Below are 14,167 nucleotides of genomic sequence, written 5' to 3' on the forward strand. Positions count from 1 at the left end.
CGCCGATGGCACAGCTGACGTGACCCGTCCCGCCGGCGTCTTGCGGGACACCGACGGGACGGGGTTCTGGGGGCGCGGCCCTGACCCTGCGGTCGCCATGGGGCCCCTTCTGCCGGGGCGGATGCCGGGGCTACTCGGAGTCGTCTGCCATCGCGTGCAACCCGGCCGCGATCAGCCGGGCCAAGGCAGACCAGGAGCTGCGAGTACGCACAGTGCACGGCGCGGACAGCACCCGGACGGTACTCACCTTCAAAGGCGCCGCAGTCGACCAGGAGTCCGGATCGAAACCGGAGCACGAAACCCGCGTCCAGGACACCGAAGCGGCCCATGCGATCCTCCGAGGTCTCGGGCACGTGCCCGTCATCGCCTTCGAGAAGCGGTGCCGCAACTACGAGTTCGAAGCCTACGGCCGACGCATGCTCGCCACACTCGTACGTGTACCCGAGATCGACGGGACATTCCTTGAGGTGGAGACCCTCGTGGACGAGGCGGACTTGGCTGCAGCCCTGGAGGATGTTCGGGCAGTGCTCGCAGATCTCGGGCTTGGCCCGGAGGACCTGACGCGGGAGACGTGCACCGGGGCCGTTGCAGCGCAGCGTCGATGACACTGCGCGCCCGTCTCCCGGCCTCGGCGGGTCGACGGCCTCAGACGGGTGGCGGCATGAGCGGCGGGGAGACGCCTGGGAGGCCGGACCCCACGACGCTGTGACTGAGCGCCGTAGTGGGCCGCCCCCTCGGCGGGCCCTGCCTGTTCATCGGTTACGCCATGATCAGGTAATCCCCGCCCCAAATCTGGCCGGAAATCATTCTTGTCGTACAACCAGCCCCCGGGGTCGCGGATCTGATCACGCGAGTCAACCGACTCCACGATCTCTTCTCCCTTCAGGGGAACGCACATGCGCATTCGTGCCACCGTGGCCGCCGTCACCGGCGCCCTGGCCCTTACCGCCCTCGCAGTTCCGGCCGCGCAGGCCGCGCCGAACTCGGGCACCCCGTACACGCTGAACGTCAGCTTCTCGAACGTCTCGATCGCCAAGGCGGTCAAGGTCGGAACGACCAGCGAGGTCAGCGTCTCGTACGCGTACACGCTGACGCACGGCTCCACCGTGAACATCGCCGCGAAGGACTTCTACACGGGCGCCTTCCTCTACCACGGCACCTACGGCACCACGGCCCCCAGGCTGTACGGCGACAACCCGGCGACCTGCACCGCCACCTCGTCGACGACGGCCACCTGCAAGGGCTCCGTCGACATCCACCCGGCCGACGGCGACCTGCAGAACGCCTGGGCCGGCAGCTGGAGCGTGGGCGGCGTGGCCATCGCCTTCAACGGCCAGAGCCAGAGCAACCCCGACATGAGCAAGGTCGGCTTCAAGGAGCAGGGCGGCCTCGGCACCACCCTGGTCCAGCGCAACTCCAAGCTGACGACCAGCGTGAGCTCGACGTCCGTCTACAAGGGCAAGAGCGTCACCGTGTCGGGCAAGCTCTCCCGCGCCAACTGGCAGGACCACCTCTACCACGGCTTCTCCGGTGTGCCGGTCAAGCTCCAGTTCCGCAAGGCCGGCACCAGCACGTACACCACGATCAAGACGGTGTACACCGACTCGTACGGCAACCTGAAGACCACGGCCACCGTGAACTACAGCGGCTACTGGCGCTACTCCTTCGGCGGCTACTCGACCACCCCGGCGGTCAGCGCCACGGGCGTGTACGTCGGCGCGAAGTAAGGAACTCGAAAAACGCTCGGCTGGGGCTTCCCGGCCGAGCGTTGCCGGGATCAGGGGGTTCCGGGGATGGGGCCGAAGTGGGACGGGTCCCTGAACTCGCCCTGGTCCTCGTGCCGGAGCAGCGGGCCGCCGATGACGAAGCCGCGCATGCGGTCCTCGCCCACGACGTGCAGATGAGCGGATGCGGGGACGGACATGCCGTAAAGGGATTCCAGCCGCTCCCTCTCCTCTTCAGTGCCCTCTCGGATCACGAGGCCGCGGTAGAGCGGCTTCAGCAAAAGCCCTCGGACTTCGTCGACGTACAGGTCGATACGGGGACTGTCCCGGCCCAGCGGGGACCGCAGCAGAAGCCGGTCACCGTGCGCAGCCGTGTAGTGCCACACCTGGAACGTGCGCTCCGACCGGAAGAGTTCGGTCATCTCTCTCCGCGTCTCTCCGTGTTTCCTCGTGCCTTCTGGATCTTCCACAGACGGCGTCCAGGCCCGGCGCGATGCCGGGCCTGGACGTACAGCGGTTCTGCTCAAGTGATCTCAAGCGGTCTCGGGCATGGGGAGGAAACCGGACGGGGCGTCGTCGTCCGCGTACATCTCACGGCACTGGAGCGGCCCGCCGGCGATGAAACCCGTCATGCGCTCCTCCCCGATCACATGGAGCAGTTCTCCTCGTCCGAAGACCTCCGGACCCAGGACCGAAACCACGTGGTCCCTCTCCTCGGCCGTTCCCTCACGGATCACGAGCCCCTGGTAGGAGGGGCGCAGCAGCATTCCGCTCACACCGCCCACGTGCAGGTCGATGCGCGCGTCCGACTCCGTCGGGCGGGAACTGCGCAGCAGCACCCGCTGGTGGTGGGCGACGGTGTACTGCCACACCGTGAAGGTCCGGTCGGACCGGAAGGTTTCGACCATATTCCTGTCACCTGTTACTTCTTCTGTTACTTCTTCGCCGGGGGTTTCGGCGGGTCGATCTTGACCTCTTTACCGTCATCGCCGTAGAACTTCACGTTCTCCCAGTCGAGGTTCCCCACCCGGTAGTGGTATTCGAGCTGGGCCATCTCCCACTCCGTGGCCCCCCAGTTGTTTCCCTGTCCGGCCTCCACAGCCGCGTCGAACTTCTGCTGGTACGTGCCGTTGACGGGCCGGAATCCCTTCAGGCTCACCGCGATCTTCTGATTGTCGCGCATCGCGGCGCTGACCCTGTTCATCCACTCGGTGTACGGGACGTTGCCCGGGAGCTTGCCGATCTCCTTGTCCAGTTCGGGATCCATCAGGTTGTACCCGTCGAGGCTCTTGGTGTCCTCGTCGATGTGCTCCTTCAGACCGAGCACCAGGACCTTGCACGCGGAATTGTGGACCAGCAGCGGGGTCTGGCCGGCCAGCACGTAGAACGTGTGCAGCCCCTCCACCGTGAGGCTGTAGGTGACGGCCTGCCGGTCGAAGGCGTGGTTGGCGACGACGGTCGCCGTCGCACCGCTGTCCGTGCGCAGACTGTCGCCCGGCACCAGCTCGGCGGCGGGCATCCAGGCGCGGAGGTTGACGCTCCAGAACGGGTGGTCGTAGGTGGCCGTGATCTTGCTCAGGCCGCCGGTCGGGCCCCGGATGGTCACCGCGGCGAAGTGCTTGTCGTCCTTGGTGACGATGTGCCGGGTGACATGCCGCGCCCCGGTCTCGCCGGTGAGCGGATCGGTGGCCCGGACCAGGTCCCCGGGCTGGAGCTTCTCGATCGGCTTGTGGCTGCCGTCCGCCATGAGGACACGGGTGCCGGCCAGGAAGCACTCACCGCAGCCGTGTTCGAGCCTCATCAGCATCTTGTAGGCCGTGCCCATCATGCGGAACTTGGTCGAGACCGCCATGTCGCGGCCGAGCTGCCAGCACGCCTCCAGGTCGCCCTTCTCGGCGCAGTTCTGCATCTGGTCCAGCGAGCCGAGGCCGGTGACGGTCCCGACGAACCAGGTGAAGTTGTCGACCAGGATCTCCAGTTCCGGGGTCTTGGACAGTACGTCGCAGTAGACCTCGTTGTGCTGGCACCAGCGTCCCGGGTTCTTGACGGCGTCGCAGCCGACGATGCCGCACCGGTACAGCTCCTCGGCCCGTGAGCCCGGGTTCTTCTCCGCGGCCTCCTTCTTGGCCACGGCCTCACGCCGGCGTGTCTCCTCCTCCTCGCGGTACTTCTTGACCGCGACGGTGAACGCGTCCTTCGCCGCCTTCAGGGCTTCGGCCGCGCTCTTGCCGGCCCGGTCCGCGGAGGCCTTCGCCTCGGCGGCAGCCGCCCACGCGGAACCGGCGGAGTTCTGGGCCAGTTCGGCCGACACGGTGGCGTCGCTGGCCGAGACCGCCGCGTCGTGCGCCGACTGGTTCGCCCGGTCGGCCGCGGCACGCGCGGTCCGCGCCGACTCCGCCGCCTGCTGTGCCGAGGCCTCGGCGTCCTTGGCGTGCTGTTCGGCTTCCTTGGCGTAATCACCCGCCTGGCGAGCGGAGTCCTTCGCCTTCGCCGCCCACTTGTCCGCGTCCGTGGACGCCCTGCGGGCATGCGCCGCGGTGATCTGTGCGTTCGCCGCGTTCTGCTGGGCCTTCGCCGCGACCTCGGACGCCTGCGCCACGAGTTGCTGGACCTGCTGCTGGTGCGTGAGGGACAGCATGTCCTTGCGCTGGGCGGTGTACTGGCCGGACTCGGTGAACTGGTGCAGCAGGTAGGAGGGGCCCTCCAGCGCGATGCGCGCCGCGGACTTCACCTCCGGAGTGCCGCTGTCGGCCAGCTGGGCGGCCTTCACCCGGTCGTCCTCGACCTGGGCCTTCGCGAGGCCGTCGGTGAGGAACGCCCGGTACGAGTCGGTGGTCCCGGCGTCCAGCGCCTTGCGGGCCCTCTCCTTGACGATGGGACCGCCGGTGTCGGCGGCCTGCGCCACCGCCACCCGGAACGCCTCGCTGCCCGCCGTGTACTGGCCCTCGTGCAGGAACGCGCTCACGGTGGCGGCGTCGCCCTTGAGCGCCTGTTCGGCGCCGTCGCGCACCTCCTTGACGGCGCTCTCCTCGGCCAGTCGCTCGACGTCCGTCCGGTCGTCCTGCTGCTGGGCCTCGGTGCGGCCGCTGCGCACGTAGGCGACGACACCCGCGGTGTCCGCACCCAGTGCCGTCTGGGCGGCGGCGCGCATCCAGGGCTTGCCGTCCTTCGCATCGGCCATGGCGAGCTGCCGGCCGAGCCGCGCGATCTCGTCGTCGCCGGTACCGCTCTGAGCCTTCTGGGCGAGGTCGTCCGCGGTGCGGCGGCGCTGTTCGGCGTCGTCCGCGTCCTTCTTGCGGGCGGCCTCGTCGGCCTCTTCCTCGGCCTTGAGATTGCGGGCGTTCTCGATGCCGGCGTTGGTGCGGGCGAGCAGTTCCGCGCTCTCCACCTGGCGGGCGAGCGTGTACACGGTCTGCGCCTGCTGGGCGGCCTTGGAGGCGGTGTTCGCCGCGTCGGTGGCCGCGTTGGCGTGCTCGGTGGAGCGCTGGGCCGCGGCGTTCGCCTCACCGGCGTGCTTGGCGGCCTCGTTCGCCGCGTTCGCCGCGTTGATGGCGTGCGCGGCGGCCGACCGTGCCGCGTCGCGGGCGTCGCCGGCGGCCGTGGCGGCCTTGCGGGCGAGCGACTCGGCGTCGCCGGCGGCCCGGCTTGCCTCGGCGGCCTGTCGGTGCGCCCGGGCTGCGGCGGCCCGGGCGTTCGCCGCGGCGGCGCTGCCCTCTCCGGCGTACTGGCCGGCTTGTACGGCGGCGTCGGCGGCCGCGGCGGCGTTGGCACCCGCGTCCGCCGCGGAGGCGGCGGCGTCACCGGCGGCCGTGGCGGCCTTCACGGCCTGGTCGGCGGCGTCGGCTGCCTTGTTGGCGCCCGCGGCAGCCGCGTTCGCCTGCTGGGCGGCCTTCTTGGCCGCGTCCGCCTGGCTCGCGTCGGTCGCGGCCGCCGCGGCGGCGCTGCGCGCGTTCGCGGCGGCGTTGGCGGCACCGACCGCGGCGGATGCCGCCTGGGCGGCGGCGGCCGCGGCCACGCGGGCCGACCTGTTGGCGGCGTCGGCCGCGGCGATGGCCCGCTGTGCGGCGCTCGCGGCTCCGGACGCGGCGCTCGCCGCCCGGTTGGCGGCGCGTGCGGCATCGGCCGAGTCCTGCTTGGTGGCCGCGGCCTCCTTCGCGGCCTTCTGAGCGGCCTCCTTGGCCTGCTGCGAGGCCTCGATCGCTTCCTTGGCGGCGGCCTGGGCGGCCTTCGTCTCCTTGGCGGCGACCTTGCCGGCCTGCTCCGCCTGGTCCGCCAACTCGGCGACGCTGGCGTACTCCTCGTCACGGCTGCGCGCCACGAACTGGCCGACGTCCAGGAATTCGCGGACGTCGTCGATCGTTCCGTTCAGCGCGAGACGTCCGGCGGCCTTCACCTGCGGCCCGCCGGCGGCGACGATCTGGGTCGCCAGGACGCGGTCGTCCTGCTCCTGTGCCTCGGTCCGGCCCGAGTCCAGGAACTTCTCCATGTCCTCGGGCGTGCCGTTGAGGGCCGCGCGGCCGCGCGCCTGGACCTCCGGGCCGCCCGCGTCGATGGCACGGGCGACGAGGACCCGCTCGTCCTGCTGGAAGGCGCCCTGCCACCCGTTCTTCAGGAACTGGGCCAGACCGCTCTCCGGACCGTTCAGCGCCTGGCGTACCGCGTCGAGGGTGTTCTCCCCGCCCAGGTCGCCGATCTGGGCCGCCGCGACCCGGTAGTCCTGTGTCTGACGGTCCCCGTACGTCGTGAGGAACGTGGCGATGTCGTCGTCGCTGCCGACGAGAGCGGCCTCGGCCGCCTCCTTGACCTCGCTGCCGCCGGTGGCCCAGATCTCCACCACCTGTTGCCGGGCGGTCGGGTGGTACGGCTCCACCGTGCCGTCCGGGGTGCCGCCCGGAGTGCCGTCGGCGGCCGCGGGGTACGCGGTGAGCAGACCGGCCAGGACCGCCGTCGCCGCCGCCCACGACACGCTGGTGAGGATGGCTCTTCGTTTTCGCGCGGGCGGGCGCTGTTTCCTACCCATGGGGCTCCTTGCTCGTTCGGAAGAGTGTGTGTTTTCCGGTCCGTTGAGGGCCGGAGGCCGGGTGGGGGGGCGAACGGCAGAGCGGGCGCGGTCACGGACGGGACCGCATGCGGGCAGCCCTCAGGCACGTCCGGGGCCGGATCGGGACGGGACGTGAGTGGCGACGGCGCCGTCAGTACGGACGTGAGGCGTCCCCGCGCCGTGGGCGCAGCTCGGCAACCGCGGTGCCGGCGACCGGGGTACCGGCAGCCGTGGGCCTCTTCATCTGTGTCCTCTTCCCCCCTCGTGCACCTGTCGCAGGGGGTACCGCGCGACCGCGGCGAATTCCGGCAGGACCCGGTCCGAACTGGTCAGTGATCGGACCGAGTTGCCGACGGCAGGCGCCCCCCCTGCGCAGCAGGCATTACGTGCCGCACACCGTAGTCGGACGACCAAGGGTCCACCAACGCGAGGCAATGTGGCCCATCTCATGGCCTTTGCGTGCAACCTTCAAGGCGATATTTACATCTTATTTGGATTTCCTCGGGGCTGGTCCGACCGCGGGCTTATGCGGTATTGACGGGCGGTCAGGCTTTGGCTAGCGTTTGCTTGCCTTTGCCTCCGTCTGACCAGCGGTGGCATCCGGCCAGGGGATTTCAACGGGGGGTTTTCCGGCGCTCGCCTGACTTCTTCGGCGTATTCCCAGGCTTTTCGTTCATCGCATTCCGAGCGATATCCCCTTTCCTGAGGATCCGTTACTGAAAGGACTCCTGCGTGCCTTTCCGCGCCCGAAAAATCATGGTGTCCGCGGTCGTGGCCGGCTTCGCCACGCTGGCGGGGGTGTCCGTCGCCGCCGCCGACGACCCGCCCACGCCCCCGCCCGCCTCGGCTCCGCCCGTCGCTGTCGAGGACTACGGCTATCCCCAGGCCGACCGCATCCTGGCGGAGAAGGGGATCAAGCTGAAGAAGGGGGACGGCCACATCCTCCTCGCCGACTGTGACCTGGCCGCCCAGCAGATCCGCGTGCAGACCGTCAAGGACGAGTCCGTCGGCCGCCAGGGCACCTACTGCTTCAAGGCCCTCGGCAAGAGCGGCCGCCTCACGCTCGAACTTCCCCGTGTCTTCGCGGTGGAGGCCCCCGACCACCCGGTCAGCGCGGACCTGACGGCCAATGGCGAGACCACGACCGTCAACGTGCCCCAGGGCGGCTTCGAATCCGTCGGAGAAGGCACCGCCGGCGGAGCCAGGTCGGTGCTCGTCGAACTGCGCGTCACCGGCTGACCAGCCACTGCCCGATGTCCGTGCGCGCTGCGTGCACGGATCCGACATGCCTGCTGCGTCCGCAGAACAGGCCTTGTGATTCGAGGAAGACGTGACACAGCCCCGTACACGCGGGAAGCGCACCGTGTCGGTGGCCGGGGTCCTGACGGCGGGCCTCACCACCGGACTGCTGCTGGCACCCCCGGCCCAGTCCGTCGTCGGCGACCAGGTCGCCGACAGCGCCGACCAGTACACGCTCAAGGTGCACATCAACGTCGGCCGTGACGACGAACGCGCCTGCTCCGGCACCCTGGTCGACGCCCAGTGGGTGCTCACCGCCGCCAGTTGCTTCGCCACCGACCCCCAGCAGGCAGGCCAGGTCCCCGCCGGGGCGCCGGCGCACACCACCGTGGTGACCGTCGACGGGAACGGGCCCGACGCGACGGAGACCGTCAAGCAGAAGGTGGTGGAGCTGGTCCCGCACCCCGACCGCGACCTGGTCATGGCGCGGATCGACAACGCGGCCACCATCGACAACCCGCTGGACGGGCCGTTCCCCGGCATCACCGCGGCCGTGGTGGGCAGCACCGCTCCCGCCGTGCGGGACCAGCTCAGGGCCGTCGGGTACGGGCGCACCAAGGAAGAGTGGGTTCCCGGACGGGCGCACACCGGGTCCTTCGGTGTGGACGCCGTGGACGCCTCGACCCTGGCGATCTCCCCCGGCTCCGGCGGCGGCGCCCTGTGCCCGGGAGACGCCGGCGGCCCGGTGCTCGACGGCCGGGGCAGGCTGGTGGCGGTGGTCGCCCGCTCCTGGAGCGGTGGCTGCTTCGGCTCCACGGAGACGCGCACCGGGGCCGTCGCGACCCGGGTCGACGACATCGCCGGATGGATCCAGCAGGTACGCCTGAAGACCCGCAAGGAGTACGTCGGCGACGCCGTCACGGCAGCCGACTTCAACGGCGACGGGCGCACGGACATCGCGGCGGTCCTGGCCAACGGCACGGCGCACGTCTTCACCAGCCGTCCCGACGGCACGCTGGAGTACGGCAGTTACCTGAACTCCCTGGGCCGCTCCGGTGTGAAGGAACTCGTCGCAGGCGACTTCCAGGCGGGAACCGGGCTCGAAGCGATCACCGTGGAGGACGGCGGGGATCTCTTCCTGGCCTCGAAGCACTCCATCACCCCGACGTTGTGGACGCGGGCCAAGCTGTGGAACGACGCCGCCTGGAAGGACGGCCTGCCCGTCGCCACCCTGCACAGCACGACCCCGGGACACGACACCCCGCTGTTCCAGTGGCCCGACGGCTCCCTCTACACGTACAAGAGGGACGGCGACGGCAACCTGGTGAACCAGAAGAAGTCGATGTCGCCGGACAAGACCTGGAAGAACAAGCACATCGCCACCGGCGACTTCAACGGCGACGGACGTGACGACATCGCCGCCGTCGCCTCGGACGGTTCCCTGAGCCTCTACCTGGCCAAGGCCGACGGCACCTTCGACAAGGGCCGTTCGATGTGGCCCGACAAGTCCTGGGGCAGCATGCGCCGGGTGCTCGGCGGCGACTTCAACGGCGACGGCAAGGCCGACCTCGCCGTGCTGACCGCCGGTGGCGACCTGCGCCTGTACGCCGGTGACGGCAAGGGCGGGCTCGCGGCCGGCCGGACCATGTGGCCCTCGGTCTGAACCATCAGTCCGGAAAGCGGCGGTCGACCCACTTCCAAAGGAACTCCAGGGCGGCCGCCGCCACCACCGCCACCCCCACCGCCGTCCACGGCATCGTCATCCCCACCAGCTTCAGCGCGAAGAACTTCTGCAGAGTGGGGACGGCGAGGACGAACAGGAAGGCCACGCCCATCGCGGCCACCAGGGTGACCCGCCACCAGGTGTACGGGCGGGCGATGATCGCCAGGATCCACATGGAGATCAGGAACAGCGTCAGCGTGGCCGCGCTGGTCCCGGCGTCCAACCGGTCGTGCGCGGAGTAGTAGTGACGGGCGATCAGGTACGTCACGAAGGTCGCCACCCCGCACACCACGCCGCCCGGGATCGAGTACCGCATCACCCGTCGTACGAAATGGGGTTTCGCCCGCTCCGTGTTGGGGGCGAGGGCCAGGAAGAAGGCCGGGACGCCGATGGTGAGGGTGGACAGGAGAGTCAAGTGCCGTGGCAGGAAGGGGTATTCGACCTGCCAGCACACCACCAGCACCGCCAGCAGCACCGAGTAGACGGTCTTCACCAGGAACAGCGTCGCCACGCGCGTGATGTTGCCGATCACCCGGCGCCCCTCGGCGACGACCGACGGCAGGCTCGCGAAGCTGTTGTTCAGCAGCACGATCTGCGCCACCGCCCGCGTCGCCTCCGAGCCCGAGCCCATGGCGACGCCGATGTCGGCGTCCTTCAGCGCGAGCACGTCGTTCACGCCGTCGCCGGTCATCGCGACCGTGTGCCCGTGGGACTGGAGCGCACCGACCATGTCCCGCTTCTGCTGCGGGGTGACCCGGCCGAAGACGGTCCCGGAGTCCAAAGCCCGCGCCATCCCCGCCGGGTCGCCGGGCAGCCGCCGCGCGTCCACCGCCGTACCCTCCAGGCCCAGCTTGGCCGCGACCGCGCCGACCGAGACCGCGTTGTCCCCGGAGATGACCTTGGCGCGGACGTTCTGCTCGGCGAAGTAGCGCAGGGTGTCGGCGGCGTCCGGCCGCAGCCGCTGCTCCAGGACGACCAGGGCGGTGGGGTGGGCGCCGTGCGCCGGCTCGGGGTCGTCCAGATCGCGTCTCGCGCGGGCCAGCAGCAGCACGCGCAGCCCCTTCTCGTTGAGCAGCTCGGTGTCGGCCAGGGCCGGGTCGCCGTCGGCGAGCAGCACGTCCGGGGCGCCCAGCAGCCAGGTGCTGGTCTCGCCGTCGCCCTCGCTGAACGCGGCCCCGCTGTACTTGCGGGCCGAGGAGAACGGCAGCGACTCCACGCAGCGCCACTCGTCGCTGTCGGGGTAGGCGTCGATGATCGCCTGGAGGGAGGCGTTGGGGCGCGGGTCGGACTCGCCGAGCGCGCCGAGCACTTTGCGGACGTACGTCTCGTCGTAGCCGTCGAGGGTGCGCAGCTCGGTGACGTCCATGCCGCCCTCGGTGAGCGTGCCGGTCTTGTCCAGGCAGACGGTGTCGACGCGGGCCAGCCCCTCGATGGCCGGGAGTTCCTGGACGAGGCACTGCTTGCGGCCCAGCCGGATGACGCCGATCGCGAAGGCGACGGAGGTGAGCAGTACCAGCCCCTCGGGGACCATGGGGACGATGCCGCCGACGGTGCGGGCCACGGCGTCCTTGAAGCCGTTGCTCTTGACGACGAGCTGGGTGATGACGAGCCCGACGGCCGCCGGGACCATCATCCAGGTGACGTACTTGAGGATCGTGGAGATGCCGGTGCGCAGCTCGGAGTGGACCAGGGTGAAGCGGGAGGCCTCCTCGGCGAGCTGGGCGGCGTAGGCCTCGCGGCCGACCTTGGTGGCCTGGAAGGCGCCGCCGCCCGCGACCACGAAGCTGCCGGACATGACCGGGTCGCCGGGGCGTTTGACGACGGGGTCGGCCTCGCCGGTGAGCAGCGACTCGTCGATCTCCAGCCCGTCGGCCTCCGCGCACGCCCCGTCCACGACGATCTTGTCCCCGGGCCCGATCTCGATCAGGTCGCCGAGGACGATCTCATGGGTGGCGACCTCGACGGCCGTCCCGTCCCTGCGAACGGTCGGCCGGGCCTCGCCGATCACCGCGAGCGAGTCGAGGGTCTGTTTGGCCCGCCACTCCTGGATGATGCCGATGCCGGTGTTGGCGAGGATCACGAAGCCGAACAGGCTGTCCTGGATCGGCGCGACGAACAGCATGATCAGCCAGAGCACGCCGATGATCGCGTTGAACCGGGTGAAGACGTTGGCCCGGACGATCTCCCCGAGCGAACGGCTGCTGCGCACGGGGACGTCGTTGACCTCACCGCGCGAGCGCCGCTCCGCCACCTCGGCACCGGTCAGCCCGGCCGACCCGGTCATCGGAAGGGCCACCGGATGCACCGGATCGAGTTCGGCACCCGCGTCTATGTGGGTCATGTAATCGACGGTACGGCTACTTCGCCGTCGTCGCCTTCAGCGCCGCTGCCCGCTTGATCGCGGCGTCGCGCTTCCTGACGTACCAGATCCCGATCAGCCCCAGCCCGCCTCCGGCCAGGCAGGTCCACAGCCACCACAGGTGACCGTGGGAGTGGAACCAGCCGTAGAACGGCAGCTGGACCAGGAAGAGCACGAACCACACGATCGTGCCGCCGGTGATGGTGGCGACCACGGGGCCCTCCAGGGGCTCCGGCGCCTCGTGCTTCGGGGTCCACTTCGCCATGGGCACAGCTTAAGCGCCGCCCCTTTCTGAGCGCTTTCTACGGCGGTCTACGCGCGGAGATAGCGATCTAGTACTCATACGTTCATACTGAAACCGTTTGTCTTTGTCCACTTCTGCTCGTATGAAACTCCAACGAGGCTCGGGGGAACCCCGTAGGAGATGAGGTCACGCATGTCCACCTCGGCACCCGCCAAGGCCCCCACCCCCGAGAAGCCGGGCGGTGCGCCCCGGAACGGGCTCGACCGCTACTTCAGGATCTCCGAGCGCGGCAGCTCCGTCGCCCGGGAGATCCGGGGCGGTTTCGCCACCTTCTTTGCGATGGCGTACATCATCGTGCTGAACCCGATCATCCTCAGCAGCGCGAAGGACATGTACGGGCACCACCTGGACAACGGTCAGCTGGTGACGGCGACCGCGCTGACGGCCGCGTTCACCACGCTCCTCATGGGCGTCATCGGCAATGTGCCGATCGCGCTCGCGGCCGGCCTCGGGGTGAACTCGGTCGTCGCGCTCCAGCTCGCGCCCCGGATGTCCTGGCCCGACGCCATGGGCATGGTCGTGCTGGCCGGTTTCGTGGTCATGCTGCTGGTCGCCACCGGTCTGCGTGAGCGCGTGATGAACGCCGTGCCGTTCGGGCTGCGCAAGGCGATCTCGATCGGTATCGGCCTGTTCATCATGCTGATCGGCCTGGTCGACTCCGGCTTCGTCACCCGCATGCCCGACATCGCCCAGACCACCGTCCCGGTCCAGCTCGGCACCGGCGGTCACCTGCACGGCTGGCCGGTGCTGGTCTTCATCCTCGGTGTGCTGCTGACCTTCGCGCTGATCGTCCGCAAGACGCCGGGCGCGATCCTGATCTCGATCGTCGGCATGACCGTCCTCGCGGTGATCCTCAACGCGGTCACCACGATCCCGTCCTGGGGCCTGACCGTCCCGAAGTGGCCCGGCAACCCGGTCTCCACCCCCGACTTCGGCCTGATCGGCCACGTCAGCCTGTTCGGCGGCTTCCACAAGGTCGGCGTGCTGACCGGCATCCTGTTCGTCTTCACGGTCCTGCTGTCGTGCTTCTTCGACGCGATGGGCACGATCATGGGCGTCAGCGACGAGGCCAAGCTGACCGACGCCGAGGGCTACATGCCCGGCATCAACAAGGTCCTCTTCGTCGACGGCCTCGCGGTCGCGGCGGGCGGTGCCAGCTCCTCCTCGGCCACCACCGCGTTCGTGGAGTCCACGGCCGGTGTCGGCGAGGGCGCCCGCACGGGCCTCGCGAACGTCGTCACGGGCGGTCTCTTCGCCGTCGCGCTGTTCCTCACCCCGGTCGCCACGATGGTCCCGTCCCAGGCGGCCACCCCGGCGCTGGTCGCGGTCGGCTTCCTGATCCTGTCGAACTCGATCAAGGAGATCGACTGGGCGGACTACACGATCGCCATCCCGGCCTTCGTGACGATGCTGATGATGCCGTTCACCTACTCGATCACCAACGGCATCGGCATGGGCTTCATCACCTTCACGGTGCTGCGCCTGGCCGCCGGCCGGGGTCGGGAGATCCCGGTGCCGATGTACCTCGTCTCGGCGGTCTTCGCCTTCTACTACCTGATGCCGGCCCTGGGCCTCACGTGATCGGCCGGGGCTCGGAGACCCCGTAGAACTTCTCCGTCTCCTCGACGGCGGCCTGGAACCGCTCGTCGAAGTCATCGCGAATGAGCGTCCGGACGACATAGTCCTGGACGCTCATTCCTCTTTTCGCCGCGTGGTGCCGGAGCCGTTCGAGCAGCTCCCCGTCTATCCGCAGGCTGAGCACACTGGTCCCCATGCG

At 69.7% G+C, this 14,167-nt stretch carries 11 protein-coding genes; 5 read left to right on the forward strand and 6 right to left on the reverse strand.

Going from position 1 to position 14,167, the window contains the following annotated elements:
- Window positions 1–149: 149 nt before the first annotated feature.
- Both O1G22_RS23320 and O1G22_RS23325 read left to right on the forward strand, forming a co-directional pair.
- Window positions 150–605, forward strand: coding sequence for a class IV adenylate cyclase (locus O1G22_RS23320; RefSeq protein WP_270086503.1), 456 nt, complete (start codon window positions 150–152; stop codon window positions 603–605).
- Between the two features lie 291 nt (window positions 606–896).
- A complete protein-coding gene (locus O1G22_RS23325; protein ID WP_270083092.1) occupies window positions 897–1,727 on the forward strand; it encodes a hypothetical protein in 831 nt (276 codons plus the stop codon).
- A gap of 50 nt (window positions 1,728–1,777) precedes the next feature.
- On the opposite strand, the gene O1G22_RS23330 is transcribed toward O1G22_RS23325, so the two are convergent.
- The 3 genes from O1G22_RS23330 to O1G22_RS23340 form a co-directional block, all read right to left on the reverse strand.
- Window positions 1,778–2,146, reverse strand: coding sequence for a hypothetical protein (locus tag O1G22_RS23330; protein ID WP_270083093.1), 369 nt, complete (start codon window positions 2,144–2,146; stop codon window positions 1,778–1,780).
- A gap of 111 nt (window positions 2,147–2,257) precedes the next feature.
- Window positions 2,258–2,632: a hypothetical protein gene (locus tag O1G22_RS23335; protein ID WP_270083094.1), complete on the reverse strand. Its 375-nt coding sequence runs from the start codon at window positions 2,630–2,632 to the stop codon at window positions 2,258–2,260.
- Between the two features lie 26 nt (window positions 2,633–2,658).
- A complete protein-coding gene (locus tag O1G22_RS23340; protein WP_270083095.1) occupies window positions 2,659–6,690 on the reverse strand; it encodes a polymorphic toxin-type HINT domain-containing protein in 4,032 nt (1,343 codons plus the stop codon).
- An 846-nt stretch (window positions 6,691–7,536) separates the two neighbouring features.
- Between O1G22_RS23340 and O1G22_RS23345 the strand changes: the two genes are divergently transcribed.
- Both O1G22_RS23345 and O1G22_RS23350 read left to right on the forward strand, forming a co-directional pair.
- The gene (locus tag O1G22_RS23345) at window positions 7,537–8,004 is read left to right on the forward strand and encodes a hypothetical protein (protein WP_270083096.1); all 468 of its coding nucleotides are present in this window, start codon (window positions 7,537–7,539) and stop codon (window positions 8,002–8,004) included.
- Between the two features lie 91 nt (window positions 8,005–8,095).
- Complete coding sequence (locus tag O1G22_RS23350) at window positions 8,096–9,667, forward strand: FG-GAP-like repeat-containing protein (protein WP_270083097.1); 1,572 nt, start codon at window positions 8,096–8,098, stop codon at window positions 9,665–9,667.
- Between the two features lie 4 nt (window positions 9,668–9,671).
- On the opposite strand, the gene O1G22_RS23355 is transcribed toward O1G22_RS23350, so the two are convergent.
- Both O1G22_RS23355 and O1G22_RS23360 read right to left on the reverse strand, forming a co-directional pair.
- Window positions 9,672–12,068: an HAD-IC family P-type ATPase gene (locus tag O1G22_RS23355; RefSeq protein ID WP_270083098.1), complete on the reverse strand. Its 2,397-nt coding sequence runs from the start codon at window positions 12,066–12,068 to the stop codon at window positions 9,672–9,674.
- A gap of 16 nt (window positions 12,069–12,084) precedes the next feature.
- Entirely contained in the window at window positions 12,085–12,351 is a 267-nt protein-coding gene (locus O1G22_RS23360) for a DUF2530 domain-containing protein (protein ID WP_225097927.1), read from the reverse strand.
- A gap of 171 nt (window positions 12,352–12,522) precedes the next feature.
- Between O1G22_RS23360 and O1G22_RS23365 the strand changes: the two genes are divergently transcribed.
- Window positions 12,523–13,971, forward strand: coding sequence for an NCS2 family permease (locus tag O1G22_RS23365; RefSeq protein ID WP_270083099.1), 1,449 nt, complete (start codon window positions 12,523–12,525; stop codon window positions 13,969–13,971).
- Here the strand turns inward: O1G22_RS23365 and O1G22_RS23370 are convergent.
- On the reverse strand, window positions 13,964–14,164 hold the full coding sequence (locus O1G22_RS23370; protein WP_225097925.1) for a BrnA antitoxin family protein: 201 nt from the start codon (window positions 14,162–14,164) through the stop codon (window positions 13,964–13,966). The genes O1G22_RS23365 and O1G22_RS23370 overlap by 8 nt on opposite strands.
- Between the last annotated feature and the right edge of the window lie 3 nt (window positions 14,165–14,167).

Source organism: Streptomyces camelliae, from assembly GCF_027625935.1.
Classification (GTDB): domain Bacteria; phylum Actinomycetota; class Actinomycetes; order Streptomycetales; family Streptomycetaceae; genus Streptomyces; species Streptomyces camelliae.

What these genes read in the sequence shown, in the direction of transcription:
- O1G22_RS23325 (WP_270083092.1), top strand. Translation starts at nt 897, where the DNA reads ATGCGCATTCGTGCCACCGTGGCCGCCGTCACCGGCGCCCTGGCCCTT.
- O1G22_RS23360 (WP_225097927.1), bottom strand. Translation starts at nt 12,351, where the DNA reads ATGGCGAAGTGGACCCCGAAGCACGAGGCGCCGGAGCCCCTGGAGGGC.
- O1G22_RS23370 (WP_225097925.1), bottom strand. Translation starts at nt 14,164, where the DNA reads ATGGGGACCAGTGTGCTCAGCCTGCGGATAGACGGGGAGCTGCTCGAA.
- O1G22_RS23355 (WP_270083098.1), bottom strand. Translation starts at nt 12,068, where the DNA reads ATGACCCACATAGACGCGGGTGCCGAACTCGATCCGGTGCATCCGGTG.
- O1G22_RS23330 (WP_270083093.1), bottom strand. Translation starts at nt 2,146, where the DNA reads ATGACCGAACTCTTCCGGTCGGAGCGCACGTTCCAGGTGTGGCACTAC.
- O1G22_RS23365 (WP_270083099.1), top strand. Translation starts at nt 12,523, where the DNA reads ATGTCCACCTCGGCACCCGCCAAGGCCCCCACCCCCGAGAAGCCGGGC.
- O1G22_RS23335 (WP_270083094.1), bottom strand. Translation starts at nt 2,632, where the DNA reads ATGGTCGAAACCTTCCGGTCCGACCGGACCTTCACGGTGTGGCAGTAC.